At 66.9% G+C, this 26228-nt stretch carries 19 protein-coding genes; 16 read left to right on the top strand and 3 right to left on the bottom strand.

The annotated features are described in order from the left end of the window. The first annotated feature begins 303 nt into the window (after window positions 1-303). The gene (locus tag ACTPOI_RS13980; RefSeq protein ID WP_440109773.1) at window positions 304-771 is read left to right on the top strand and encodes an HU family DNA-binding protein; all 468 of its coding nucleotides are present in this window, start codon (window positions 304-306) and stop codon (window positions 769-771) included. Between the two features lie 114 nt (window positions 772-885). Here the strand turns inward: ACTPOI_RS13980 and ACTPOI_RS13975 are convergent, their stop codons facing one another. Then, a complete protein-coding gene (locus ACTPOI_RS13975; RefSeq protein ID WP_440109771.1) occupies window positions 886-1716 on the bottom strand; it encodes an alpha/beta fold hydrolase in 831 nt (276 codons plus the stop codon). Continuing rightward, window positions 1713-3263 (bottom strand): benzoate-CoA ligase family protein, encoded by a 1551-nt coding sequence (locus ACTPOI_RS13970; RefSeq protein WP_440109769.1) that lies wholly within the window; start codon window positions 3261-3263, stop codon window positions 1713-1715. Before ACTPOI_RS13970 ends, ACTPOI_RS13975 begins: the two co-directional genes overlap by 4 nt. Before the next feature lie 299 nt (window positions 3264-3562). On the opposite strand from ACTPOI_RS13970, the gene ACTPOI_RS13965 reads away from it, so the two are divergent. The 10 genes from ACTPOI_RS13965 (at window position 3563) to ACTPOI_RS13920 (ending at window position 13775) form a co-directional block, all read left to right on the top strand. Continuing rightward, window positions 3563-4534, top strand: coding sequence for a helix-turn-helix transcriptional regulator (locus ACTPOI_RS13965; RefSeq protein ID WP_440109767.1), 972 nt, complete (start codon window positions 3563-3565; stop codon window positions 4532-4534). Window positions 4535-4712: 178 nt separating this feature from the next. Beyond that, window positions 4713-6383, top strand: coding sequence for a 2,3-epoxybenzoyl-CoA dihydrolase (gene boxC / locus ACTPOI_RS13960; RefSeq protein ID WP_440109765.1), 1671 nt, complete (start codon window positions 4713-4715; stop codon window positions 6381-6383). 66 nt (window positions 6384-6449) lie between these two features. Beyond that, window positions 6450-7877, top strand: a complete 1428-nt coding sequence (boxB, locus tag ACTPOI_RS13955) for a benzoyl-CoA 2,3-epoxidase subunit BoxB (RefSeq protein WP_440109763.1) — start codon at window positions 6450-6452, stop codon at window positions 7875-7877. A 165-nt stretch (window positions 7878-8042) separates the two neighbouring features. Further along, on the top strand, window positions 8043-9320 hold the full coding sequence (gene boxA / locus ACTPOI_RS13950; RefSeq protein WP_440109761.1) for a benzoyl-CoA 2,3-epoxidase subunit BoxA: 1278 nt from the start codon (window positions 8043-8045) through the stop codon (window positions 9318-9320). A 261-nt stretch (window positions 9321-9581) separates the two neighbouring features. Beyond that, on the top strand, window positions 9582-9791 hold the full coding sequence (locus ACTPOI_RS13945; RefSeq protein WP_440109759.1) for a hypothetical protein: 210 nt from the start codon (window positions 9582-9584) through the stop codon (window positions 9789-9791). Further along, entirely contained in the window at window positions 9788-10369 is a 582-nt protein-coding gene (locus tag ACTPOI_RS13940) for a hypothetical protein (RefSeq protein WP_440109757.1), read from the top strand. The genes ACTPOI_RS13945 and ACTPOI_RS13940 overlap by 4 nt, the downstream gene beginning before the upstream one ends. 75 nt (window positions 10370-10444) lie before the next feature. After that, window positions 10445-11611, top strand: a complete 1167-nt coding sequence (locus tag ACTPOI_RS13935; RefSeq protein ID WP_440109755.1) for a DUF3182 family protein — start codon at window positions 10445-10447, stop codon at window positions 11609-11611. Beyond that, window positions 11598-12356, top strand: a complete 759-nt coding sequence (locus ACTPOI_RS13930) for an alpha/beta hydrolase family protein (protein WP_440109753.1) — start codon at window positions 11598-11600, stop codon at window positions 12354-12356. Before ACTPOI_RS13935 ends, ACTPOI_RS13930 begins: the two co-directional genes overlap by 14 nt. 140 nt (window positions 12357-12496) lie before the next feature. After that, window positions 12497-12643, top strand: a complete 147-nt coding sequence (locus ACTPOI_RS13925) for a hypothetical protein (protein ID WP_197506335.1) — start codon at window positions 12497-12499, stop codon at window positions 12641-12643. 94 nt (window positions 12644-12737) lie between these two features. After that, a complete protein-coding gene (locus ACTPOI_RS13920) occupies window positions 12738-13775 on the top strand; it encodes an SDR family oxidoreductase (RefSeq protein ID WP_440109751.1) in 1038 nt (345 codons plus the stop codon). A 73-nt stretch (window positions 13776-13848) separates the two neighbouring features. On the opposite strand, the gene ACTPOI_RS13915 is transcribed toward ACTPOI_RS13920, so the two are convergent. Continuing rightward, window positions 13849-14121, bottom strand: a complete 273-nt coding sequence (locus tag ACTPOI_RS13915) for a hypothetical protein (protein ID WP_440109749.1) — start codon at window positions 14119-14121, stop codon at window positions 13849-13851. Window positions 14122-14369: 248 nt separating this feature from the next. Between ACTPOI_RS13915 and ACTPOI_RS13910 the strand changes: the two genes are divergently transcribed. Genes ACTPOI_RS13910 through glgA form a run of 5 tightly spaced genes read left to right on the top strand, consistent with a single transcriptional unit; the run spans window position 14370 to window position 26131 of the window. Then, window positions 14370-15683, top strand: coding sequence for a glucose-1-phosphate adenylyltransferase (locus tag ACTPOI_RS13910; protein ID WP_440109747.1), 1314 nt, complete (start codon window positions 14370-14372; stop codon window positions 15681-15683). Continuing rightward, window positions 15680-17878: a glycogen debranching protein GlgX gene (gene glgX, locus ACTPOI_RS13905; protein WP_440109745.1), complete on the top strand. Its 2199-nt coding sequence runs from the start codon at window positions 15680-15682 to the stop codon at window positions 17876-17878. Before ACTPOI_RS13910 ends, glgX begins: the two co-directional genes overlap by 4 nt. Beyond that, window positions 17875-19680 carry a malto-oligosyltrehalose trehalohydrolase gene (gene treZ, locus ACTPOI_RS13900; protein ID WP_440109743.1) on the top strand — a complete coding sequence of 602 codons (1806 nt, stop codon included), beginning with the start codon at window positions 17875-17877 and terminating at the stop codon, window positions 19678-19680. Before glgX ends, treZ begins: the two co-directional genes overlap by 4 nt. Beyond that, window positions 19677-24677, top strand: a complete 5001-nt coding sequence (gene treY / locus ACTPOI_RS13895) for a malto-oligosyltrehalose synthase (protein WP_440109741.1) — start codon at window positions 19677-19679, stop codon at window positions 24675-24677. The genes treZ and treY overlap by 4 nt, the downstream gene beginning before the upstream one ends. Then, window positions 24674-26131: a glycogen synthase GlgA gene (gene glgA, locus ACTPOI_RS13890; protein WP_440109739.1), complete on the top strand. Its 1458-nt coding sequence runs from the start codon at window positions 24674-24676 to the stop codon at window positions 26129-26131. The genes treY and glgA overlap by 4 nt, the downstream gene beginning before the upstream one ends. Window positions 26132-26228 lie beyond the last annotated feature (97 nt).

The following is a 26228-nucleotide window of genomic DNA, read 5'->3' as shown; positions in this document are numbered from 1 at the left end:
GACCCGTGCCTGTAGGCGGCAAAAGAAGGGGAAAGCGGAATCGAAAAGATGGAGGACAGCGGTGTGCCGCGCATCGGTCAGCCAAGGATTGCGCCTGGCCGAATGACACATATCGTAACGCCCCGGCCGCAGCCGCCGTGCACGCGCACAGCCCCGCATGACGACCTTGCGCAGCCCGTTGATGCAGCGCCGTTTTGCAGCGTTGCCACAGTGCTGGCAACTTTTTGCAGCGCGCACCTAAAATCGGCGGCGCCCTCGGAAATATCCTGAGTGCCAACACAACCAGGACCAACCATAAACATCATGGCAACTGCAAAGAAAACCACCGCCCCCGCAACCAAGGTCGCCAAGGCCGCTGCGCCCGCCAAGAAGGCTGCTGCGCCTGCTGCCAAGAAGGCCGCCCCAGCCGCCAAGAAGGCTGCTGCGCCTGTCGCCAAGGCCGCGCCCGCAGCCCTGAAGCCCATCAAGACCGCTTTCAACAAGACCACGCTGGTGGCACACCTGGCCGAGCAGTCGGGTGTGGAGCCCAAGGCCACCAAGGCCGTGCTGGCCGCGCTGGAAGCCGCCATCCTGGGCTCCGTGCACAAGAAGGGTTCCGGCGAGTTCACGCTGCCAGGCCTGATGAAGATCGGCCTGCAGCAGATCCCCGCGAAGAAGAAGCGTTTTGGCAAGGACCCGTTCACGGGCGAAGAGCGCTGGTTCCCCGCCAAGCCCGCGTCGGTCAAGATCAAGACCCGCGCGCTCAAGAAGCTCAAGGACGCCACCGTCTGATAGCACCCGGTGCTGCCCGTAGCGGCAGCCCCCGACAGGAAAAGGACCTTGCGCCGTGCGGCACAAGGTCCTTTTTGCTGGGAGGTGCAACGCCCGTGGGCTCCGGTATTCCGGTCAGGCGGGTCCCGCCGCGCGCATGAAGGCCAGCGTGGCTGCGATCACGTCGTCCGGCCGGTCGCGGTGCGGTGAATGCCCGCACGCGGGCAACTCCAGCAGCGTGGTGCGCGGCACATCGCGGGCAATGGTGCGCACCTGCTCCAGCGTGCCGTACTCGTCGCCCAGGCCCTGCACCGCCAGCACGGGTGCCTGCACGGCCGCCATCTCCAACATCAGGTTCCAGGCGCGAAACGCGGGGTCGAGCCAGATGCGGCTCCAGCCCCCAAAGGCCGAGTCCACATCGTCGTGGTAGCGCGCCAGCCGATCGCGCAGCCCCGCGGTCTCGTAGGCCTGCCTGGCCTCGGCGATGTTCTGCACCGTGATGTCTTCCACGAACACATGCGGGGCCAGCAACACGAGGCCGCGCACGCGCTGCGGGAATTTCGCCGCATGCAGCAGCGCGATCGAGGCTCCGTCGCTATGCCCGAACAGCCACGGAACATCGTCGATGCCCAACACGGTCAACAGCGCGGGCAAGACCTCATGCGCCTGGCGGTGCATGAAATCAACGCCCCAGGTCTCGTCCGCAGCACGGGGCGTTGACCGCCCGTAGCCGGGCCGTGAATACACCAGCCCGCGGAAGCCGCCGGCATGACACAGCCGCCGCGGGAAGTCCTTCCACATCGCCACCGAGCCCAGCCCTTCGTGCAGGAACACGACAAGGGGCCCATGCAGAGCCGCACTGGAAGCTGCATCAGTTGCCTCACCGGTCGCAGCGATGCGCTCGTACTCGATGACCACGGGTCGGCCGCGCCAGTCGATGGTGGCGAAACCCGAGGACTCGCTCACTCCCGCCTTTCGCGCTCGCGCAGCCGAAAGCGCTGGATCTTGCCCGTGGCGGTCTTGGGAAGCTCGGAAAGGAATTCGATCGCGCGCGGGTATTTGAACGGCGCCAGCCGCTCTTTCACGAACGCCTTGAGAACATCACCCGTGACATCGGCGCCATCCTTGAGCACCACAAACGCCTTGGCCTTGGTCAGCCCGTCCGCGTCTTCGATGCCGATGACCGCCGCCTCGAGCACTGCGGGGTGCTGCATCAGCGTGGTCTCGACCTCGAAAGGCGACACATACACGCCGCTGACCTTGAGCATGTCATCGCTGCGTCCGCAATACGTGTAGTAGCCCTGGGCATCGCGAACGTACTTGTCGCCGCTGCGCGTCCAGGTCCCCAGGAAGGTGTCGCGGGTCTTGTCGCGGTTGCCCCAGTACATCAGCGCGGCGCTGGGGCCGCAGATGAAAAGGTCACCCACCTCGCCATCGGGCACGGGCGCGCCGTCATCACCGCGCAGCTCCACGTCATAGCCCGGCACTGGTTTGCCCGTGGTGCCGTAGCGCACGTCGGCCGGTGTGTTGGACAGGAAGATGTGCAGCATCTCGGTGGACCCGATGCCGTCGATGATGTCGCAGCCAAAGTGCGCCTTGAAGCGCTGCGCGATCTCGGCGGGCAGCGCTTCGCCCGCCGACGAGCACATGCGCAGCGACACCGCCTCGCGCGGCGGCAGCCGGGGCGATGCCAGCATGCCCGCATAGCCGGTGGGCGCGCCAAAGAACACGGTGGGCCGGTGCTCTACCCAGCGCCTGAACACGGCATCCGGCGTAGGCCGCTCGGCCATCAGCAGCACCGTGGCGCCGACGGCGAGCGGGAACGTGAGGGCGTTGCCCAACCCGTACGCAAAGTAAAGCTTCGCTGCCGAAAAGCAGATGTCCTGATGAGTCAGCCCCAGCACCGCCTTGCCGTAAAGCTCTGCCGTCCACCAGAGGTTGGCGTGTGTGTGCACCGCGCCTTTGGGGCGGCCGGTGGAACCCGACGAGTAGAGCCAGAACCCGGGTTCATCGGCCGCCGTGGCCGCGGGTGTAGCCATGGGGGTGGTGCGGTCCAGCGCGTCCTGCATGTCGCGGGCGTGGGCGGGCAGCACTGCTGGCGGCTGCGATACCAGCACGGTGCTGACCTCATGCGGTGCGCTTTCCATGGCAGCCGACAGTGTGGGCAGCAAGGCGCCCGACACCAGCACCGCCTGCGCCCTGCTGTGCGCGAGCATGAAGCCGTATTCGGCCACCGTGAGAAGCGTGTTCACCGGCACAGGCACTACGCCCGCGTAAAGGCACCCGAGAAAACACACCGGCCAGTCGCAGGTGTCGAGCATCAGCATCAGCACGCGTTCTTCGCGCCGCACACCCGCCGCCCGCAGGTCCGCAGCCAGGCGGCGCGCGCGCTCCTCCAGCTCGCCGTACGTCATGCGGCCAAGGTCATCGATGTAAGCCGTGCGGTGCGCGCGTGGGCGGTTCAACGCGAAAAGATGGTCGGCAAAATTCAGGGACTCGGGCGGTTGCTTCATCGGCTGTCTCCGTGAAAGGCTGCTTCCAGGCGTGCGCACGCCACGCACCATGGGGCGGCAATTGCGTTTCGCGTTGCGGACAGAGCCGACCCCAACGCGTCCCTGCAAGGCAGGCCTGACTGCACCGCGAAGCCGGTTGACCTGTGTCAACACTCGCCCATCGCGAGCAGTATTTTGCTTGTGCATTCACCCTAGTTCGCATATACAGGAGTGTCAAGCACTATAGTGCAGCAGCCGTGTCATCGCTGGTACACACAGCGACCTAGACACGCCCCGCGCGCTGGCGGAGTGAAACGGACATGAACGAACCACAAGACCCTTTCATAGCAACCATCCCTGATGCCGCAGCCAGTCAGGCAGCGGAAGGAACGCGAAATCCCCTGCTGGCTGCCCTGGGCGACCGGGTGCGCACGTTGCGCGCGCAGCGTGGGTTAACCCGCAAAGCGGTGGCGGCGGCCGCCGATGTGTCCGAGCGCCACCTTGCCAACCTGGAATACGGCACGGGTAACGCCTCCATCCTGGTACTGCAGCAGGTGGCGGGCGCGCTGCAGTGTTCGCTGGCCGAGCTGCTGGGCGACTTCACCACGCGGTCGCCCGAATGGCTGCTGATACGCGATGTGCTGGAGCACCGCACCGAAGACGAATTGCGGCGCGCGCGCATGGCGTTGCACGGCCTGTTCAATGCTGGCGCTAGCGATCCATCGCGCCACCGCCGTATTGCGCTGGTGGGCCTGCGGGGTGCGGGCAAGTCCACGCTGGGGCCGCTGCTGGCGCACGAACTGGGGCTACCCTTCATAGAACTGAGCCGCGCCATCGAGGCGCTGGCGGGCTGCAGCGTGCGCGAGATCCACGACCTGTGCGGCACCGCCGCGTACCGCCGCTACGAGCGCCGTGCGCTCGATGACGCCATTCAGGCGCACAGCGCCGTCGTCATTGCCACACCCGGCGGCATCGTGTCAGACCCCGCCACGTTCAACGAGCTGCTGGCCCACTGCACCACCGTATGGCTGCAGGCCTCCCCCGAAGAGCATATGGGCCGCGTGGTGGCACAGGGCGACATGCGGCCCATGGCCGCCAGCCGCGAAGCCATGGACGACCTGCGCCGCATCCTGGATGGCCGCGCGGCGTTCTATTCCAAGGCCGACCTCACGGTGGACACGTCCGGCCACACGGTGGCAGACAGCCTGGTGCAGCTGCGCACCGGCGTGCGCAAGCACATGGCGCTGCACGCCGGTGCTGAGAGCGCCGAGGGCGGCGCGGTCATCCCCTGAACCTCGCTCTCCAGCAGCTCGTGCACAAGCTCGTTGTGGGGGTGTAGAGAGACATCTGCTGACGCAGCCCGCCCCAGCGCGGGAGCCAAGGTCTTGACGCGCCCCAATACCTGCACGATAATGCACATCAAATTGGGTGAATGCATTATTGTTCATGCATTCCCTGCTGGAGGCACCCATGACCGCATCCGCTCCCGCGCCCGAGCGCGTTGACTACCGCACCGACCCCTCGCAGTACCGGCACTGGCAGCTGAGCGTGGAGGGCCACGTGGCCCGCCTGGCGCTCGACATTGCAGAAGACGCCGGCCTGCGCCCCGGCTACAAGCTCAAGCTCAACAGCTATGACCTGGGGGTGGATATCGAGCTGCACGACGCGCTCAACCGCATCCGTTTCGAGCACCCCATCGTGCGCACGGTCATCGTCACCAGCGCCAAAGACCGCATCTTCTGCTCGGGCGCCAACATCTTCATGCTGGGGGTTTCCAGCCACGCCTGGAAGGTCAACTTCTGCAAGTTCACCAACGAGACGCGCAACGGCATCGAAGACTCGTCCAGACACTCTGGCCTGAAGTTCGTGGCGGCCGTCAACGGGGCCTGCGCAGGCGGCGGCTACGAGCTGGCGCTGGCCTGCGACGAGATCGTGCTGGTGGATGACCGCTCTTCCTCCGTGTCGCTGCCCGAGGTCCCGCTGCTCGGTGTGCTGCCCGGCACGGGTGGCCTGACGCGCGTGACCGACAAGCGCCATGTGCGCCATGACCTGGCCGACATCTTCTGCACCAGCGTGGAAGGCGTGCGCGGCCAGCGCGCGGTGGACTGGCGCCTGGTGGACCGAATTGCCAAGCCCGCACAATTTGCCGCCGCAGTGGCCGAGACGGCTGCGCGCCTGGCCGAGACCAGCCACCGCCCGGCACTGGCGACCGGCATTGCCCTTGCCCGCATCGAACGCGCCGAAACGCCTGACACCCTGGCCTACGAGCATGTGCACGTAGGGCTGGACCGCACCCGGCGCACCGCCACGATCACGGTGCTGGCCCCCCGTGGCGCGCAGCCGACCGACACCGCTGGCATCGAAGCAGCCGGTGCGGCGTGGTGGCCCCTTGCCATGGCGCGGCAGCTGGACGACGCCATCCTGCACCTGCGCACAAACGAGCCCGACATCGGCACCTGGCTGCTCAAGACCGAAGGCGACGCCGACTCGGTGCTGGCCAGCGATGCAACCATGCTGGCCCACCAGAGCCACTGGCTGGTGCGCGAGACCATCGGCGCGCTGCGCCGCACGCTGGCGCGGCTCGACGTGTCCTCGCGCAGCCTGTTTGCGCTGATCGAGCCCGGCTCGGCGTTTGCCGGCTCGCTGTCAGAGCTGGCTTTTGCGGCAGACCGTACCTATATGGCCGCCCTGCCCGATGAGCCGGAGCGCGCACCACGGCTCACCGTCAACGCATTCAGCTTCGGCCTGCTGCCGATGGTCAACGACGAGAGCCGTCTGCAGCGCCGCTTCTACAGCGAAGCTGGCCCGATGGAGGCCGCACGCGCTGCCGCAGGGCAGGCTCTGGACGCCGACGCCGCGATGGCGCTGGGCCTGGTCACCACCGCCCCGGACGACATCGACTGGGTAGACGAGATCCGCATTGCCATCGAGGAGCGCGCCGCCATGTCCCCCGATGCGCTGACCGGGCTGGAGGCCAACCTGCGCTTTGCCAGCCACGAGAACATGAACACGCGCATCTTCGGCCGCCTGACCGCCTGGCAGAACTGGATCTTCAACCGCCCCAACGCCGTGGGCGAGAAGGGCGCGCTCAAGGTGTATGGCACTGGCGAAAAAGCAGGGTTTGACCTGAACCGCGTCTGACTCCAACCCCAACCGTTCAGGCTCAGCTGAACGGGCAATCGGACTTTGATCCCACAGGAGACTCCCATGAGCAGCATCAACTACAGCGAGAAGATCCCCAACAACGTGAACCTTGCGGAGGACCGCACGCTGCAGCGCGCGCTGGAGGGCTGGCAGCCCAACTTCATCCACTGGTGGGACGACGTGGGCCCCGAGGGCTCCACCCACCACGAGGTGTACCTGCGCACTGCCGTGAGCGTGGACCCGAGCGGCTGGGCACAGTTTGGCCACGTCAAGATGCGCGACTACCGCTGGGGCATCTTCCTGAACCCGGGCGATGCCGAGCGGCAGATCCACTTTGGTGACCACAAGGGCGAAAAGGCCTGGCAGGACGTGCCCGGCGAGCACCGTGCAAACCTGCGCCGCATCATCGTCACGCAGGGCGACACCGAGCCGGCTTCGGTAGAACAGCAGCGCCACCTGGGCCTGACGGCGCCCAGCATGTACGACCTGCGCAACCTGTTCCAGATCAATGTGGAGGAAGGCCGCCACCTGTGGGCCATGGTGTACCTGCTGCACAAGCACTTTGGCCGCGACGGCCGTGAAGAGGCCGAGGCGCTGCTGCAGCGCACCTCGGGCGACGTGGACAACCCCCGCATCCTGGGAGCCTTCAACGAGAAGACGCCCGACTGGCTGGCGTTCTTCATGTTCACCTACTTCACCGACCGCGACGGCAAGTTCCAGCTCTCGGCGCTGGCCGAAAGCGCGTTCGACCCGCTGGCGCGCACCACCAAGTTCATGCTGACCGAAGAGGCCCACCACATGTTCGTGGGCGAATCGGGCATCTCGCGCGTGCTCTCTCGCACCGCGCAGGTGATGAACGATCTCAAGACCGACGACCCCGCACAGGTGCGCGCGGCGGGCGCCATCGACCTGGGCACGGTGCAGCGCTACCTGAACTTCCACTACAGCGTGACGATCGACCTGTTCGGAGCCGACCAGTCGAGCAACGCAGCCACGTTCTACAGCACGGGTCTCAAGGGCCGGTACGAAGAAGGCAAGCGCACCGACGACCACGTGCTCAAGGGCCAGACGTACAAGGTGCTGGAGGTCAAGGACGGGCAACTGCTGGAAAAGGAAGTACCCATGCTCAACGCCCTGAACGAGGTGCTGCGCGACGACTTCATCAAGGACTCGGTAGCAGGTGTGGGCCGGTGGAACAAGGTGCTGGAAAAAGCGGGGATTCCCAACCGCCTGGTGGTACCGCACAAGGCGTTCAACCGGCAGATCGGCGCGCTGGCGGGCATCAAGATGTCACCCGACGGCCGCGTGGTGAGCGAAGCCGAATGGACCGCCCGCAAGGCCGAGTGGCTGCCCACCCCAGAGGACTTTGCATTTGTGGCGTCTCTCATGGGCCGCGTAGTGGAGCCCGGCAAGTTTGCGGGCTGGATTGCGCCACCGGTGATGGGCATCAACCGCCAGCCTGTGGATTTTGAATACGTACGGTTTGGTTGATCCCCCTGAGCCGCGGCGCGTCTTCCCCCTGAGGGGGACGCCTCCAGCGGCCCGGCAAAGCCGGTTCCGCGGTGGCACTGACATCAGGTCGCGCCACTGCTTACCGCTGCGCGCACTGGCGCAGGGACATGGCCCCGGAACAACTGTTGGAAGAAGAGTATGGGCATGACCACCACCACGCTGATCGACAACGGCATCCTCAAGCAGCACCTGATCGACCCCGAGATCTGCATCCGGTGCAACACCTGCGAAGCCACTTGCCCCATCGGGGCCATCACGCACGACGACACCAACTACGTGGTGCGGGCCGATGTGTGCAACGGTTGCATGGCGTGCATCTCGCCCTGCCCCACCGGGTCCATCGACAACTGGCGCAGCGTGCCGGTCTCTCGGGCCTACAGCATCGAAGAGCAGCTAGGGTGGGACGAACTGCCCGCCGAACTGCCCCCGCATGAACTCGCTGCAAGCGACGGCGGGACTGGGTCAGGCCCCGCCGAGGACTCCACGGGGGCCGCCGTGTCGCCCGAGCCGGGCACGCAGGCGTTCCGCTCGTCCCAGTACGGGGCCACCGTGCCGCCCTGGTCGGCCGCCCACCCGTACACCAACCTGTTTCCGCCCAAAAGCCCCACCACGGCCACCGTGGCAGGCAACTTCAACTGCACCGAGGCGGGGTTTGAAAGCCAGACCCACCATGTGGTGCTCGACTTTGGCAGCATGCCGTTTCCGGTGCTGGAGGGGCAATCGATCGGCATCATCCCGCCCGGCACCGATGCGCAGGGCAAGCCGCACCACGCCCGCCAGTACTCGGTGGCCAGCCCGCGCAATGGCGAGCGCCCCGGCTACAACAACCTGGCGCTCACCGTCAAACGCGTCACCGTGGACCACGGCGGCAACCCGGTGCGCGGCGTGGCCTCCAACTACGTGTGTGACCTCAAGGTGGGCGACACGGTGCAGGTGGTGGGCCCGTTTGGCAGCAGCTTCCTGATGCCCAACCACCCGCGTTCGCACATCGTGATGATCTGCACCGGCACGGGCAGCGCGCCCATGCGGGCCATGACCGAATGGCGCCGCCGCCTGCGCAGCAGCGGCAAGTTTGATGGTGGCAAGCTGCTGCTGTTCTTTGGCGCGCGCACGCAGCAGGAGCTACCGTATTTCGGCCCCTTGCAGAACCTGCCGCGTGACTTCATCGACATCAACCTGGCGTTCTCGCGCACCCCGGGCCAGCCGCGCCGTTACGTGCAGGACCTGATGCACGAGCGTGCCGCAGACCTGGCAGCCCTGCTGCGGGACAACGACGCGTACTTTTACGTGTGCGGCCTCAAGAGCATGGAAGAAGGCGTGGTACTGGCCCTGCGCGACATTGCGCACGAGGCAGGCCTGCACTGGGATACCGTGGGCAGCGCCCTGCAGCGCGAAGGTCGCCTGCACCTGGAAACGTACTGACGGGCTGCGCAGCCGTGCTCAAAGGCAAAAATCAGGTCAAAACGGCCTGTAGCGCTTGATTTATTTGCCTGTATAGCTATTATTTTAATAGCATCAAGGGCAGCAGGCCGTAGCACCGCTTCCGCGCCGCCACGGCGCGGTGGACCTCGGCCGACCGCCCTATAAGACGCGGCCTACAGGGCCTGCAGCGCTGCAATTCCAAGAATGGGGTGAGCCCGCTCGCCGGGCGCACTGGTCACACGCCATTCAAGGAGCTGCCCCATGCCCGACCCATCTTCCAATACCAATACGCCGCGGGTAGCGCCCCGGGGCGTCACCTCAACCCCCGGCGCACAGCCTGCTGATCCCCACACGGCCGACCCGGTTGAGTCCGGCGCCACCGAGCGCGAAAACCGCGACGCCGGTGCAGACGCCGATGGCCACAACAGCAACCACCCCACCACGCCGCGCCGATCGGCCCAGCGCACATGAGGCGCACACCCATTACGCAGGCCGACGCGGCCCGGCCGCAAAGCAACCAGCATTCGCCAGCAGGTGAGCCCAGCCACAACCCGGGCGCCATGGAGCACGCGCCTGCGGCCGAACGCCCGGCAAAGGACTCCGAGGACGGCCTCGCTGAAACCCTGTACCTGCAGTACGGCATGGTGCGCAGCAACACCGGCGCTCACGGCACCGCAGACGCGCAGCGGGGCCATGGCACCGGCGCGAACCAGCCGCACACCCAGGAGTACCTCGACTCTGCATTGCAGGAACGGCGTGACGAACAGCTTCGCCTTGCGGAAAGCAAAGACCACCCGCGGCCGGACGTGGGCGCAGAGCACAGCACGCAAGACATCGGTAGACCGCGCGATACCCCGCCCACCGCCACGGAACCCGCCACTATCGGCGGTCTGGTAAACCCGCTGGCGAACGGCGCGGGCAACCCGCAGACCTGGGACCATGCGCGTACCCGCAGCGCGCCATTGGGCGCGGCCAACCGACCAGGCCGCGTTGAAGGCGAAAGACACGCCCCGCCCTCGCCTGCCGAGGGCTCTGCGCGTGGGGACTGATCCTTCAAGGCACACGTCGGCGCGGGCCCGCCAGACCGCGGCCCCTGCGCCGTGGCCCATCGGAGATAGCCTTTGATGTCCTCCAGCCCGCTCCCCTCCACCGTGCACGTGGCTGACGCAGCACGCCTACCCCAGCCCCCCGGCCAGCGACCGGTGATGCCCTGGACCGGCAACGCAAGCCACCGCCGCAGCGCACACGAACATGCCACGCTGAACGTCATGGCCCGCGAAACAGCCCGCCTGCTGGCCACGGCCGTCGTCGCCGAGCTGCCGGTAGCCGCGTGGCCGCAGCAGCCTTATCTGGTGCCCATGGTCACGCTGGATACCGCCACCGCGCACAGCCTGGGCGTGCGCACCGAAGACGACCTGCTGGGCGGCGTGGTGCCGTATGGTTTTGTGGCAACCAAGACCATCACGCATCCTCTGGCTAGCGCGGACGCCACTGGACCGAAGGGCTGGAGCGAAGCCTTTGCACAGCAGGTCAGGGGCGCCACCCTCGCAGGGCATGCGGCGTTCTCGCGGGCCGATGCGCTGCAGGCCGGGCAGAGGCTGCTGGCTTATGGCCCGGTACGCCTGAAACCGGCGGGCGAGGCAGGCGGCCGCGGGCAGGCCGTGGTCGACAGCATGGCCGCACTGCAGGCGTGGCTGGACACATTGTATGAAACCGAGCTGAAAGCCTGGGGACTGGTGCTGGAGCACAACCTGCGCAATGCCGACACGCTGAGCGTGGGCCAGGTGCGGCTGGGCGACATGCAGGTCTCGTACTGGGGCCAGCAGCGGCAAACCACCAACGGGCAGGGCCAGCCGGCCTATGGTGGGTCGGACCTCACGGTGGTGCGCGGAGATTTTGCAGCCCTGCTGCACAGCCTTGCACCCGGCCCGCTGCGCTCGGCCGTCGACCAAGCCATGGTCTACCACGCTGCCGCGCTGGCCTGCTACCCGGGCTTTTTTGCCTCGCGCATCAACTACGACGTGGTGCAGGGCGTCAACGCGGCGGGCGAGTGGTCATCGGGGGTGCTGGAGCAATCATGGCGGGTGGGCGGGGCCACCCCGGCAGAGCTGGCCGCGCTGCATGCATTGCAGGTCCACCCCGGGCTGGCAACGGTACACGCGCGCTGTGTGGAGCAGTTCGGGCCGCCGGGCGCGCTGCCGGAGAGCGCCACGGTGTACTACCAGGGTGACGACCCGGAGGTCGGCCCGCTCACCAAATACGCATGGGTAGTGCCCGATGGCAACCCGTGAGCGCGCCCTAGAGATCGCGGTGGACGACCGCACCATTGCGGGCACGCTGATAGCGCCCGATACCCGGCTGCCCGGGGTGATGCTGGTGCACGGCTGGGACGGCAGCCAGGTGCAGTACCTTGCCCGCGCGCGCGCCGTGGCGGCCATGGGTTGCATCTGCCTCACGTTTGACCTGCGCGGCCATGCCCGCGACAAGGAGCACCGTGCAACCGTGACACGGGAGGAAAACCTGTGCGACATGCTCGCCGCCTACGACCTGCTGGCCGCCCACCCGGCGGTGGACATCAACGCCATGCTGGTGGTGGGCAGCAGCTACGGCGGGTATCTGGCCGCATTGATGAGCGCGCTGCGGCCCGTGCGCTGGCTGGCGCTGCGGGTCCCTGCGCTCTACCAGGATGACGACTGGCTGGTGCCCAAGCAGCAATTGAGCCGCACCGCACTTGCGCAGTACCGCGCACAGGTGCAACCGCCCGACAGCAACCGCGCACTGGCGGCCAGCAACGTATTTCGCGGCGATGTGCTGCTGGTCGAATCGGAGTGCGACGACATCGTTCCGCACCCCACCATCGAGAGCTATCGCAGTGCGTTCGGCGGTGCCCGGTCGATGACCTACCGCGTGATCAAGGGTGCAGACCACAGCCTGGCCCGGCCCGAGTGGGCCGAGAACTACACGACGCTGCTGCTCAACTGGTTTCGCGAAATGCTGGGCAACGCAGCCATGGCCCTGCCGCTGCCTGTGCGCTGACCGCACGCGCCGCGGCATTTGCGCCGCGCCGGGGTCCGCCCGCGCGCGAAGAGTCCGATGCGGGGAATCAACAAATCCTGCCACCGCGTCCCCTGGTCGGATGAACAAATACCCAGTCTCCCAACCCCCGCGAGACCCATATGTCCAAGACCCACCCCGGCGGCCCCGAGCACCTCAAACCCCGTGCCCGCAAGCGCCTGCGGCAATGGGAAGCCATGGTGCGTACACGCCCCGAACCCTTGCGATTCCCCGAGCCCGAGCCACCGCAGTGGAAACCGTTGGGCTGAGGACACCAGGGCGCCAGCGCCATCCATGTTTCGCCATGCCCCGCACGCAGCCATGCACCAGCTCGACCTTCCCTTTCCAACCCCAGACCACACCATGAACACCACCCAGGACAACACAAACCCGACCGAAAACCCTTCCGCCCGTGTCGAGGATGGCGCTGACAACACCGTCGCCAAGCAGCAGCGGATACAGGCCAGCCAGGACCGCAAGGACGAAGCCGAACAGAACGATGACGGCAGCGAAAGCAGCGCCGCAGCCCCCGGCCCGGGCCGCACCGAGCCCGGGACGCCTTTGCCCGACCAGCACCTGGAGAAACCAGGCCATGAAAAGGACATGGAACTCAAGCCGCGCTTCGAGGCGCCCGGCTACCAGGGCAGTGGCAAGCTGCATGGCTTCTCGGCCTTCATCACCGGCGGCGATTCCGGCATTGGCCGCGCCGTGGCGGTGCTGTTTGCACGCGAGGGCGCCGACGTGGCCATCGGCTACCTGTCAGAGCATGAAGACGCCGAGGAAACGCGCCGCCTGGTCGAGGCTGAGGGCACGCGCTGCATCACGCTGCCGGGGGACGTGAAAGACCCGGCCTATTGCCAGGCCGCCGTCCAGCAGGTAGTGGACGCATTTGGCAAGCTCAACGTGCTGGTCAACAACGCTGCCTTCCAGGAACACGCGTCATCGCTGGAAGACCTGACCGAAGAGCGTTTTGACGAGACCTTCAAGACCAACATCTACGGCTACTTCCGCATGGCCAAGGCAGCACTGCCACACCTGGGCCGGGGCGACTGCATCATCAACACCGGTTCGGTCACGGGCCTCAAGGGCAGCAAGGAGCTGCTGGACTACTCGGCCACCAAGAGCGCCATCCACGCTTTCACCAAGGCGCTGGCTCACAACGTGGCCGACCGGGGCATCCGCGTGAATGCGGTGGCCCCCGGCCCGGTGTGGACGCCGTTGAATCCGGCAGACAAGTCGCCGGAAGATATCCAGAAGTTCGGGGAGAAGACACACATGAAGCGCCCGGCCCAGCCCGAGGAAATCTCACCCGCCTACGTGTTCCTGGCGTCGCCTGCGTGCGCGAGCTACATCACGGGCATCGTGCTGCCCATTACGGGCACCGCGGGCGACGGGGCCTGAGGCCGCAAGTCCACACCGCACACAGGCCCACACTGCGGTGAGCCGTGTTGGACAGTCACGCGCGCCAGCGTCCTCAGACCCGGTAGGGGTTACGGTCACCTCGCGCGTAGTCGGCGACGGCCTGCACCGCCTCATCGCGGGTGGGCCATGTGGCGTTGGCCACCGGAATCATGTGACCATCCACCAGCAGCTGCCCCACCGCGTAGCAGCCGTCAGACGTCCGCGTGAGGACGGCGGAGTACGTGCTTCCATCAGCGTCTCCGTGCACGGTGTCGGCCTGTGCCATGGGGTCGGTGGTTTGGGATTGCGTGCCGGGCGCCGCGGGCGATGTGTCGTCAGGGTGCATGGGTTTCTCCTTACGCCCATTGTTAGGTGACACCCCACGCTGCGGTGTAGGCCACCGCCCTGCCACACCATGGGCTGGTGGCCGGGGAGCCACGCCTGCTGTTACGCGCGTGCGGCTTTTGACGTAGGCCGTTACCTACTGCAGCTTGCGCCGGGCGCTTGCAGTGCGGGAATACCCGGATGGAGAGCATAGAACGCACTACCCGCCGATCACCCGCGCAGCCCCGCGTTGCGCCTCTGGAGCTTCCCATGTCACGCACACGCAACGTATTGGCCATCGTCATGGCAGGGGGCGAAGGCTCCCGGCTGCACTCGCTCACGGCAGAGCGCTGCAAGCCCGCTGTTCCCTTCAATGGAAAGCACCGCATCGTCGATTTCGTGCTGTCCAACCTGGTCAACTCCGAGATCTACTCCATCTATCTGCTGGTGCAGTACAAGTCGCAGTCGCTCATCGAGCATGTGCGCAGCTCGTGGACCATGACGCGCTTCATCCCCGAGCATTTCGTCACGGTGGTGCCGCCGCAAATGCGCAACGGCCCCGAGTGGTTCCAGGGCACGGCCGATTCGGTCTACCAGAACATTCATCTCATCGAGTCCTTTCGCCCCGACATCGTGGCCGTGTTCGGTGCCGACCACATCTACCGCATGGATGTGCGCCAGATGGTGGACTTTCACCGCACCCACCACGCGCATGTGAGCGTGGCTACGCTGCCCGTGCCGCTGGCGCTGTGCAACCAGTTCGGGATTGTGGAAACCGACGTGCGCCACCGTATCAGCAACTTCGTGGAAAAGCCGCACACCACGCTGCCCATGCCCGGCAGCAAGACCCATGCGCTGGCGTCGATGGGCAACTACCTTTTCAACGCCGATGTGCTGCTGGATGCGCTGAAAAAGGCCCACGCCGCCGGCCACAGCGACTTTGGCCGCGACATCCTGCCGGGCATGCTCAAGTCGCACCGCCTGATGGCCTACGACTTCCACACCAACGAGATTCCAGGCACCGCTCCTTTTGAGGAACACGGCTACTGGCGCGATGTGGGAACCATTGACTCATATTTCAACGCGCATTTCGACACGCTGGGCGCAACGCCGCGCTTTCGCATGTCCAACCGCGAATGGCCCATCTATGCCAGCCCCGACCAGGCAGAGTCGGCCCAGATCGAAAACGGCGTGCTTCACCGCTCGGTGGTGGGGTCGGGCTGCGTGGTGGACGGCGCCTCGCTAGACCACGCCATGCTGCGGCGATCCGTGGTGGTCGAGCGCGATGCGCAGCTGGAGCATTGCATCGTCATGGAGCGCTCGCGCATCGGGCAGGGCGCGCGCATACGCCGGGCCATCATCGACCAGGACAACGACATCCCGCCAAATGAAGAGATCGGCATCCACCCGGAAGCCGACCGCCAGCGCTTTGCGGTGACCGACAGCGGCATCGTCGTGGTGCCGCGCATGTTTTTCCCCGCACGGGCGCAGCGCCCTGCGTTGTCCATCAGCCCTGCCGCCAGCGCGCAGGTGCGCCCGTCAGACCGGGTCCTGACCGATTCCGTGTTCCGGGTTGCCGCATGAAGCACGCAAGCACGCCAGAGCACGCCCAGGAATCACCCCCCTCCACCCCACGCGTCCCCAGGCATCACGTCACCGCGGGACGCCACTGGCCGCTGGGCGCCACGCTCGACCGCGAGGGCGTGAACTTCGCGGTCTTTTCGTCGGTCGCCACGCGCGTGGAGGTCTGCCTGTTTTCCGAGGGCGGCCGCGAAACCGCACGCATCGCCTTGCCGTCACTGACCCATGAGGTGTGGCACGGCCATGTTGCCGGGCTCAAGGCCGGGCAGCGATACGGCCTGCGGGTGCACGGGCCGTACGACCCTGCCGCAGGCACACGCTGCAACCCGGCTAAGCTGCTGATCGACCCCTATGCGCTGGCGCTGGACCGCCCCGTGCGCGGACGTGCCGACCAGTACGGCTATGAGGTGGGCCACGAAGATGAGGACCTGGCCGCCAGCGGTGTCAACAACGGCGCCACGGCCTCCAAATGCCGTGTGGTGCGCTCACGGTTTGACTGGTCGGGCGACATGCCGCCGCGCATTTCGCCAGAGGACACGGTCTTCTACGAGGTCCACGTCAAAGGTTTTACGCAATCGAACCCCGCAGTGCCCGAGGCCCTGCGCGGCACCTATGCGGGGCTTGCCGCGCCCGCCTCCATCGCCCATCTCAAGAGCCTGGGGGTGACCAGCGTGGAGCTGCTGCCGGTGCAGGCTTTCATTGACGACCAGCGGCTGGTGGATGCGGGCCTCACCAATTACTGGGGCTACAACACGGTGGCCTTCATGGCGCCCGAGCCGCGCTACGCGGCGCCCGCCACCGACGGTGGCGTGGAAGAGTTCAAGACCATGGTCAAGGGCCTGCACGCCGCCGGGCTGGAGGTGATCCTGGATGTCGTCTACAACCACACGGGCGAGGGCAACCACCTGGGCCCCACGCTGAGCCTCAAGGGCATCGACAACGCCGCCTACTACCGGCTTTCGCCCGAGAACCTGCGGATGACGGTGGACTACACCGGCACCGGCAACACGGTAGACACCACCAGTCCGCCAGCGCTGCGCCTCATCATGGACAGCCTGCGGTACTGGGTGCAGGAAATGCATGTGGATGGCTTCCGGTTTGACCTGGCTTCTGCCTTGGGCCGCGACGCAGAGGGCGCCTACACCCTGCGTGCAACGTTCTTCGCAGCCATCGCGCAAGACCCCGTGCTCTCCCGCGTCAAGCTGATCGCCGAACCCTGGGATCTGGGGCCCTTTGGGTATCAGATTGGTGGCTTCCCCGCAGGGTGGATGGAATGGAACGGCCGCTACCGCGACGCCGTGCGCGACTACTGGGTGAATGCGGACGGCAGCCTGCCCGCGTTTGCAGCGTGCATCTGCGGCTCCGCCGACATCTACCAGTGGCGCCGACGCAGGCCCACGGACAGCGTCAACATCGTGACCGTGCATGACGGCTTCACGCTGGCCGACCTGGTGAGCTACAACGAAAAAGACAACGAGGCCAACGGCGAAGACAGCCGCGACGGCGAATCGCACAACCGCAGCTGGAACTGTGGCGCCGAAGGCGACACCGATGACGAGAACGTGATCGCCCTGCGTGCCCGGCAGATGCGCAATCTGCTGGCCACGCTGTTCATCTCGCGAGGCACGCCGCTGCTGCTGGGCGGCGACGAGGTGGGCCGCACCCAGGGTGGCAATAACAACGGCTACTGCCAGGACAGCCCCCTGACCTGGCACGACTGGGAAAGCGTGCCCCCGCAGGCCGCGGGGCTGCACGGCTTTGTGGCAGCCCTGTCTGCACTGCGCCAACGGCTACCGGTACTGCGCATGGCCGACTGGCCTGCAGAGCCCGGTGCGGGCGACTGCACGGCAGTGGTGCGCTGGTACAGCGTATGGGGCCACGAGATGACCGCGCAGGAGTGGGAAGACCCCGCCGTGCGCTGTGTGGCTGCGGTCATGGACGACTGCAGCCCAGGTGGCAGGTCAGTGGCGGTGCTCTTCAATGCTTCGGACGACGAAGCGACCTTCACGCTGCCAGCAGAGGAATCGCCCCGCAGCTGGGCGGTGCACCTGGACACGCGCGACACAGCAGTACACGGGCTCGACACCGTGGATGCCGGGCCCGCACAGTCGCTGGAATCCGGCGGCCAGTGGACGCTGATGTCGCATTCCATGGCACTGCTCGTTGGCCCGACCCCACAAGGCTTGCAAGCCCCATGAAACATACGCACCTGATGCCTTTCGGCGCCCGCCTGCTGCCCGGCGGAGGCGCCCGCTTTTCGCTATGGGCGCCATCGGCGACCCGGGTATCGCTTTTGCTGCAAGGCAGTACGCGGCACGAGCCGCTGGAGGTACCCGCTGAGAGTTCGGGCGAAGGCTGGTGGCATGTGGACACACCCGACGGCGTGGCCGGATGCGAATACCAGTGGCGCATCAACGACACCCTGACGGTGCCCGACCCGGCCTCGCGCCACAACCCGCGCGGCCCCCACGCGCCCTGCGTGCTAACAGACCCCGAGGGCTACGCCTGGACCACCGACTGGGCCGGCCGTCCCTGGGAAGAACTGGTGTTCTACGAACTCCACGTCGGCACCTTCACCCCCGAGGGCACCTACGCTTCCGCAGCCGCGCATCTGCAGCAGCTGGCAGACCTGGGCTTTACCGCCATCGAACTCATGCCCCTGGCAGCCTTTAGCGGCGAATGGGGCTGGGGCTACGACGGGGTGCTGCCCTTTGCACCACACCATGCCTACGGCGCCCCCGATGAACTCAAGGCCTTCATCGACCGCGCGCATGCCATCGGCCTGTGCGTGTTCATCGATGTGGTCTACAACCATTTCGGCCCGGACGGCAACTACCTGAATGCCTACGCCGAAGCCTTCTTTTCAACCACGCACACCAGCCCATGGGGCGCAGCCATCAACTTTGACCAGGAAGGTGGCCAGTTCGTGCGGGAATTCTTCATCCACAACGCCCTGTACTGGCTGGAGGAGTTCCAGGCCGACGGCCTGCGCCTCGATGCCGTGCACGCCATCCAGGACGCCAGCCTGCCCGATGTGCTGGAACACCTCAGCGCACGGGTGCGGGCCCTGGAAGCCACGGCCCGCCGCCCCTTGCACCTGGTGCTGGAAAACGAGCTCAACCACGGCTGGCGGCTGTCGCCCCGGCATGAACCGGGCCTGTACGACGCGCAGTGGAACGATGACTTCCACCACGCGCTGCACGTCAACCTGACCGGCGAAGCCCAGGGCTATTACGCCAAGTTTGCGGTCGAACCCATGGAGGTTCTCGCGCGGACGCTGGCCACGGGGTACGCATTTGCCGGCACACTGCGTGGCGGTGCCGCCACCGGCCCGGCCGCGCCGCTGGGCTGCATGGTTAACTTCATGGGCAACCACGACCAGGTTGGCAACCGTGCCTTCGGCGAACGGCTGCAGGCGCTTGCCGGCCACGACGGTGCCGAGATTGCCTTGCTGCTGGCGCTGCTGACACCCGCCACGCCCCTCGTCTTCATGGGCGACGAGTTCGCGGCATCGACACCGTTTCTGTACTTTGCCAACTGGGAAGGCGCGCTGCGCGAAGCCGTGCGCGAAGGCCGTGTACGCGAGTTCGGCCACAGCACGGATGACCGGCGCCCACTGCCGGACGCCTGCGACATCTCGACGATGCAGGCCAGTACCCTGCGCTGGGAGACATGCGCAACCCCCGAAGGGCGCCAAAGGATGGCAATGGTAAAAGCTGCGCTGGACACCCGGCGCCACTGGCTGCAGCCCCGCGCCAGCCATCTGCTGGCCGAGGGTCATACCGCGGAGCGGGTGGGCAGCACCGGCTTGCGGGTCACCTGGCACTACCGCAGCGGCGAAGCGCTGCAGCTGGAGTTGAACATCGGCACGGAACCTGTGGATGCGCCCACGCCCTGGGGAACCGCGGCGCAAGAAGTCTTCAGCCACCGCCGCAGCCAGGCGGACACCGGGTGGGCGCCCCGTTCAGCCCGCTGGCTTTTGGCAGGAGGGCCCGCATGATGACAGGGTCCAGCTGGGACGGGGTCAGCCCGCAAGAACTTCGCGAACAGGCGGCCCGCAGGGGCATCGCCACCGAATTCACCAGTTTCTGGGGGCAGATCACGGAGGTGCCCGTGCCGGTGCTGGCCAGTGCCCTGCGCGCTATGGGCTCGCAAGAGGCCGACCCGGCCGGCGAAGCGGTCGTGCTGCAGGCGGGTGTGCCCCAGAGCCTGCCACTGGGTGCTGACGGACCGTGGAACCTGCGCCGGGATGACGAGAGTGACCGCGTGCTGGTGCACGGTCAAGGCACCCACGCCGAGTTGCCGGGCACCCTGGAGCCCGGCTACTACCTGCTGCAGACCGCAGCGGCCGACCCACGTTTCGTGATCGTGGCGCCTGCGCAGTGCTGGGCACCTGCGCCCCTGCACAACGGCGAGCGGTGGTGGGGCATTGCCACGCAGCTGTATGCCCTGCGGTCCGAACGTAACTGGGGCATTGGCGATTTCACGGACCTTGCTGCCCTGTCCGCCACGGCGGCGCAGGCGGGTGCAGCGTTCGTGGGCATCAGCCCGGTGCACGCGCTGCGCCCGGGCCAGCCCGAGGCCGCCAGCCCGTACAGCCCTAGCAACCGACTGGCGTTGAACACGCTGCACATCGATGTGACGGCCGTGCCCGGCTTTGCAGCCTGCAGCGCGGTGCAATCCCTTCTGGCCGACCCTGTTTTTCAGGAGCGCCTGCGCAAGGTGCGGGGCAGCACCACGGTGCTGTACCAGGAAGTGGCTGCCCTCAAGCAGGCCGTGATCGGCCCGTTGTGGGAGAGTTTTCGCGTGCACGCCTGGAAGGCGGGCACCGACGACGGCCGCGCCTTTGATGCCTTCATGGCAGCGCACCAGGACACTCTGGGCTTGCACGCCCGGTACGAGGCGCTGCAGCAGCACCTGAACGCAGCCGACCCGGCAGTGTGGGGCTGGCCGGCCTGGCCTGCAACGCTGCAGGACCCTGCATCCCCCGAAGTGGCCGAATTTGCCCGACAGCATCCGGACGAGATCGCTTTTCACTACTGGCTGCAATGGCTGGCCCACACCCAGCTGGCCCGCGCCAGCACCCATGCCCGGCAGGTGATGCCACTCGGGCTGTATGGCGACTTGGCGGTGGGTGCGGTGGACGGCGGCGCCGAATCCTGGACCTTTGCCGGGCTGTATGCGCGCGGCATGAATGTAGGCGCGCCGCCCGACCCACTCAGTGCCCAGGGGCAGGACTGGGGCCTTCCCCCGGTCAACCCGGTGCGGCTGCGCGCCACGCGGTTCAGGCAGTTCCGTGCCTTGCTGGCCGCCAACATGCGCCACTGCGGCGCGCTGCGGCTGGACCATGTGATGGCGCTGATGCGCCTGTACTGGAACAGCCCCGACGGCGGCACCTACGTGGGCTACCCGCTACAGGCCATGCTGGCGATCGTGGCGGTGGAAAGCCACCGGTTCCGGTGCCTGGTGATCGGCGAAGACCTGGGCAACGTCGCACCGCTGATGCGCGAGGCCATGGAAGCACGCGGGCTCCTGTCGTACCGGCCGCTGATTTTTGAGCGCCTGGAGAGCGGCGGCATCCGCGCCCCGGCCGAATGGAAGACCCGGGCGCTGGCCGTGGTGAGCACGCACGACCTGCCCACGCTGTCGGGCTTCTGGGCGGCAGACGACATTGCCACCCAGCAGTCGCTAGGCTGGCTACCCGGCACGGATGACCCGGTGCGCGCGCAGCTGGCCCGTGCGCACGACCGCACCCATCTGCTGGCCGCCCTGGATTCACAGCATCTGTTGCCCGAGGGCGTGACGCTGGACACCCGCACCGCACCCGACATGACGCCCGAGCTGGCCGCAGCCGTACACGCGTTTCTGGCGCAGACATCGTGCCAGCTGGTCGCTGCAACGATGGAAGACCTGACCGGGCAGCGCGAGCAGCCCAATGTACCGGGCACCAGCGAAAGCGTGTATCCCAACTGGCGGCAGCGCAACCGCACGCCCATCGAGGCACTGGGCCAGGACCCATGGTTTTGCGCCATCACCCACGCCATCCGCGTGGGCCGCAGTGCCTGGCTGCACGACGCGCAGCAGCCTCTGCCCGACTTGGGTACCGCCGATGTGCCGCGGTCCACCTACCGGGTGCAGTTGCACGCGGGTTTTACCTTTAAGCAGGCGCGCGCCGCAGTGCCGTACTTGCACCGGCTGGGCATCAGCCACCTGTACACCGCGCCGTACCTCAAGGCGGCCCCTGGCAGCCTGCATGGCTACGACGTGGTGGACCCAACGCAGCTGAATTCCGAGATCGGCACGGATGCCGACCACGCCGCGCTGTGCGAGGCGCTGACAGGCCACGGCATGGGCCACCTGCTGGACTTTGTGCCCAACCACATGGGCGTGGAGCACCCGTCGAACCTGTGGTGGCAGGACATGCTGGAGCATGGCGAGGCATCAGTCCATGCGGCCAAGTTCGATATCGAGTGGTGCCCAGCCAACCCGCAGACGGGGCGGCGCGTGCTGCTGCCGGTGCTGGGCGAGCACTACGGAAAGGTGCTGGAAGCCGGGCAATTGCGCGTTGAGCGCGATGAACCGGCCGGTCGCCTGCAGGTGCGCTACTTTGACCATGTCTTCCCGCTGGACCCGCGCAGCTATGCGCTGGTGTTGCGTGCGGCGCCGCTGCCAGGCGATGCATCGGGCCCTGGCCACAGCGCCGCCGAGGCCGCCTCGCTGGTGGACGCACTGGCCGCGCTGCCGGACCGGTTTGTCACCGACCCCGACCTGCGTGCAGCCCGGCTGCGCGACAGTGCCATCGGCCAGCGCCGCTTGGCCGAGCTGGTGGCCGCCCACGCATGGGCGCGCGACTGGCTCCGCGCCTGCCTTGCGCGCGTGAACGGCGAGGTGAGCGACTCAGGCGACCCGGCTGACCTGGCGAGGTTTGACCTGCTCGATGAACTCCTTCAGTCGCAGGTATGGCGCCTGGCCGACTGGCGCGTGGCGGGCGACGACATCAACTATCGGCGCTTTTTCAACATCAACTCTCTGGCTGCGCTGCGCATGGAAGACCCCGAGGTCTTCGAGGCCACCCATGTCCTGCCCATGCGCTGGCTGGCCGAGGGCAAGCTCACCGGTCTGCGCATCGACCATCCCGACGGGCTGGCCCATCCTTCGCAGTACTTCCAGCGGCTGCAGCAGCGCTACGCAACCCTGCAGCGCGCCCAGGGCAAGGAACCCCGGGCCCTGTACCTCGTGGTCGAGAAGATCATGGCCGACCACGAGCCTCTGCCGGCGGACTGGCCGGTGCACGGCGGCACGGGCTACCGCTTCAGCACGCTGGTGACGGGCGTACTGGTCGATACCGCGGCGCAGACGCGGTTTGACACGATGTACCAGGCGTTCACGGGCGATGACCTTCCGTTTGAGGAAGCGGCCTACGAGTGCAAGCGCCTCATCATCGAGAGCGTGCTGTTCAGCGACATGACGTGGCTGGTCGACACGCTGCACCGCATCACCCGCGCCGACCGTGCCGTATGCGACTTCACCCGCAACCAGCTGCGCATTGCACTGGTGGAGGTGGCGGCGCAGTTTCCGGTGTACCGCACCTATGTGCTGGCCGATGGCACACCGCCCAGCGATCTGGACCGGCAGCACATTGCATGGGCCATCAAGGCGGCACGCAGAAAGCTTGGCACGGCAGAAGGCGGCGTGCTGGAGTACATCCACGCCGTGCTGCTGGGCACCCCGGGGCCGGAGCCCGCTTTGCGGCATGCATTTGTGCGGCGCTGGCAGCAGTTCACCGCGCCGGTGATGGCCAAGGCGATTGAAGACACGCTGTTCTACCGCTACACGCGCCTGGTTTCCCTGAATGACGTGGGGGCCGAGCCGCGCCGTTTTGGCGTATCGGTGGCGGCGTTCCACCAGACCAACAGCCAGCGCTCGCGCCATGTGCCCCATGGGCTGCTGGCTACATCCACCCATGACAGCAAGCGCTCGGAAGACGTGCGCGCGCGGCTGAATGTGCTGTCCGACCTGCCTGAGGTGTGGCAGGAGGTGGTAGAGCAGCTGCAAGCCGCAGGACATAGCTTTTGCAGCGAGGTGGATGGGCAGCAGGTGCCCACCGCGGGCGACCTTTGGAGCCTGTACCAGACCATGGTGGGCATCTGGCCCGCACGGCCCGTGGACGCGGCAGAAAAGGCAGCGCTGTCGGAACGGCTGCAGCAGTACAAGATCAAGGCCATGCGCGAGGCCAAGGTGGCCACCAACTGGCTGTTCCCGCATGAGGCCTATGAAGCTGCCGTGACACGGTACGTCGGGCATTGCCTGGCCAGCCGGCGTTTTGTGGGCGTGCTCGAAGACTTCGTGCAGCGCATCGCACCCTACGGCTACCGCAACAGCCTGTGCCAGGTGGCCCTCAAGCTCACCTGCCCGGGTGTGCCCGACATCTACCAGGGCTGCGAAGTGTGGAACTTCTCGCTGGTGGACCCGGACAACCGCCGGCCGGTAGACCTGCACGCCATGGCGCAGTCGCTCGACCGGGTTCAAGCGCTGTACGCGCACGGCTACCCGGCCCCTGCGGCGTGGCTGGAACTGCTGGGCAGCGGGCCCGACATGCCCAGCGATGTGAAGCAACTGGTGACCTGGCGCCTGCTGCAGCTGCGCAGCCGCTTTGCGGGGCTGTTTCGTAACTCCATCTATGTGCCACTGGAGATCACGGGCGAGAGTGAGGCACATGCCCTGGCGTTTGCGCGGATTCTGGACGACCAGGTGGTGGTCCTGGTGTCGTCGCGCCTGCTCGCCAGCAAGCCCCAGGCCGACTGGGATGATACCCGGGTTGCACTGGCCAAGGCCCATCCCGCGCTAGCGCGGGTGCAGGCATGGACGAACTGGATGACGGGCAAAACACTGGCGGCCGAAGACGCGCTGACACTGGATGAGGTACTGGGCAACGCAATGCCCGGTGGCGACGGGTTGCCGTTTGCGGTGCTGGTACCCACAGGCGCGCTCGCATGAAAGTGCTGTTTGCCACACCGGAGTTCGCCCCGCTGGTCAAGACAGGTGGGCTGGGAGACGTGAGTGCAGCGCTTCCGCGCGCACTCCGCGCGCTGGGCCACGATGTGCGCGTGCTCATACCCGCATATGGCGGGATGGCACCCCTGGGCACCCTGCAGCGCGTGATCCCGCTGCCTGCGTGGGAGGGCTGGCCTGCTGCGCAGCTGCTGCACACCGAGCTGCCCGAAGGGCAGGTTCTGCTGCTGCTTTCCTGCCCAGCGCTCTACCCGAGTTCGGGCACCCCGTATGGCGACCCGGAGGCCCCCGACCTGCATGCGCAGGCTTTGCGCTTTGGTTTCCTCAGCCGCGTGGCGGCCTGGCTGGCCACGGCCGATAACACCACCGGCTGGCATGCCGATATGCTGCATGCCAACGACTGGCCTGCCGGTCTGGCGCCCTTGTACCTGCGCCAGTTGCGCGACGCCCCGGGCGCGCCACCGACAGGCAAAAGCGTGGTGACGCTGCACAACCTGGCTTTCCAGGGCATTTTCCCCATGCACCTGGCGGACATGCTGCAGGTAGCGCCGATTCACCGCGGCATTGAGGGTGTCGAATACTGGGGCCAGCTCTCCATGCTCAAGGCGGCGCTGCAGTTTGCCGATGCGATCACCACCGTGAGCCCCACCTATGCGGCCGAGATACAGCAGCCCGCGCTGGGGGCCGGGCTGGACGGCGTGCTGCGCGTGCGGGCCGCCTCGCTGCACGGCATCCTGAACGGCATCGACACTGGCACATGGAACCCGGCGAGCGACCCCCTGATCGCAACGAACTACAACAGTACTACGCTGGCCCGCAAGGCAGCCAACACGCGCGCGCTGCGGGCCCGCACTGGCCTCATGCCCAGCACGGCACCGCTTTTCGGCTTTGTCGGCCGGCTGACCACGCAAAAGGGGATCGACTGGATTCTGGCCAGCGCCCCCCGCTGGCTGGCCACCGGCGCGCAGCTGGTAGTCCTTGGCCGGGGCGATGCCGCACTGGAGCACGCCCTGCTGGACCTGGCGCAAGCCCACCCGGGGAGCGTGCACGCCACACTGGGCTTTGACGAAACGCTGGCCCACCTGATCGAAGCGGGAGCCGACTGCTTTCTGATGCCGTCCCGTTTCGAGCCGTGCGGGCTGAACCAGATGTACAGCATGGCCTATGGCACTCCGCCGGTGGTCACACCCACCGGCGGACTCGCCGACACCGTCGAAGACGTGGGGGACAGCCTGGAGCGTGGCACGGGCTTCGTCATGGAAACTGCAAGCCAGGAGGGCTTTGACGCAGCCATCGACCGTGTGCTGTGTGCCTGGCGCAAGCCAGAACTCTGGAAGGGTATGCAGCAGCGCGGCATGGTCCGTGATTTCGGCTGGGGCAACGCGGCCAGGCAGTACAGCGCGATCTACGCCACGCTGGCAGACAACACGACCGGGTGAGAGGTAGGGGGCAGCAGGGCCGTCCACAGCGGCAGCCTGCAGCCTTGTAGAAATCGCTGGACCGGACCTGTCTGCAGCAACAACCCGCAAACAAGTC

The sequence above is a fragment of the Acidovorax sp. BL-A-41-H1 genome, from assembly GCF_051942715.1.
This window is presented reverse-complemented; position numbering and strand designations above follow the sequence as displayed.

Bases quoted from the DNA above. Each gene is read 5' to 3' on its own strand.
- ACTPOI_RS13935 (WP_440109755.1), top strand. From the start codon at position 10,445: ATGTCCTCCAGCCCGCTCCCCTCCACCGTGCACGTGGCTGACGCAGCA.
- boxA (WP_440109761.1), top strand. From the start codon at position 8,043: ATGACCACCACCACGCTGATCGACAACGGCATCCTCAAGCAGCACCTG.
- ACTPOI_RS13910 (WP_440109747.1), top strand. From the start codon at position 14,370: ATGTCACGCACACGCAACGTATTGGCCATCGTCATGGCAGGGGGCGAA.
- ACTPOI_RS13965 (WP_440109767.1), top strand. From the start codon at position 3,563: ATGAACGAACCACAAGACCCTTTCATAGCAACCATCCCTGATGCCGCA.
- glgA (WP_440109739.1), top strand. From the start codon at position 24,674: ATGAAAGTGCTGTTTGCCACACCGGAGTTCGCCCCGCTGGTCAAGACA.
- ACTPOI_RS13970 (WP_440109769.1), bottom strand. From the start codon at position 3,263: ATGAAGCAACCGCCCGAGTCCCTGAATTTTGCCGACCATCTTTTCGCG.
- ACTPOI_RS13930 (WP_440109753.1), top strand. From the start codon at position 11,598: ATGGCAACCCGTGAGCGCGCCCTAGAGATCGCGGTGGACGACCGCACC.
- ACTPOI_RS13925 (WP_197506335.1), top strand. From the start codon at position 12,497: ATGTCCAAGACCCACCCCGGCGGCCCCGAGCACCTCAAACCCCGTGCC.
- ACTPOI_RS13945 (WP_440109759.1), top strand. From the start codon at position 9,582: ATGCCCGACCCATCTTCCAATACCAATACGCCGCGGGTAGCGCCCCGG.
- glgX (WP_440109745.1), top strand. From the start codon at position 15,680: ATGAAGCACGCAAGCACGCCAGAGCACGCCCAGGAATCACCCCCCTCC.
- ACTPOI_RS13940 (WP_440109757.1), top strand. From the start codon at position 9,788: ATGAGGCGCACACCCATTACGCAGGCCGACGCGGCCCGGCCGCAAAGC.
- ACTPOI_RS13920 (WP_440109751.1), top strand. From the start codon at position 12,738: ATGAACACCACCCAGGACAACACAAACCCGACCGAAAACCCTTCCGCC.
- boxC (WP_440109765.1), top strand. From the start codon at position 4,713: ATGACCGCATCCGCTCCCGCGCCCGAGCGCGTTGACTACCGCACCGAC.
- boxB (WP_440109763.1), top strand. From the start codon at position 6,450: ATGAGCAGCATCAACTACAGCGAGAAGATCCCCAACAACGTGAACCTT.
- ACTPOI_RS13980 (WP_440109773.1), top strand. From the start codon at position 304: ATGGCAACTGCAAAGAAAACCACCGCCCCCGCAACCAAGGTCGCCAAG.
- treZ (WP_440109743.1), top strand. From the start codon at position 17,875: ATGAAACATACGCACCTGATGCCTTTCGGCGCCCGCCTGCTGCCCGGC.
- treY (WP_440109741.1), top strand. From the start codon at position 19,677: ATGATGACAGGGTCCAGCTGGGACGGGGTCAGCCCGCAAGAACTTCGC.
- ACTPOI_RS13915 (WP_440109749.1), bottom strand. From the start codon at position 14,121: ATGCACCCTGACGACACATCGCCCGCGGCGCCCGGCACGCAATCCCAA.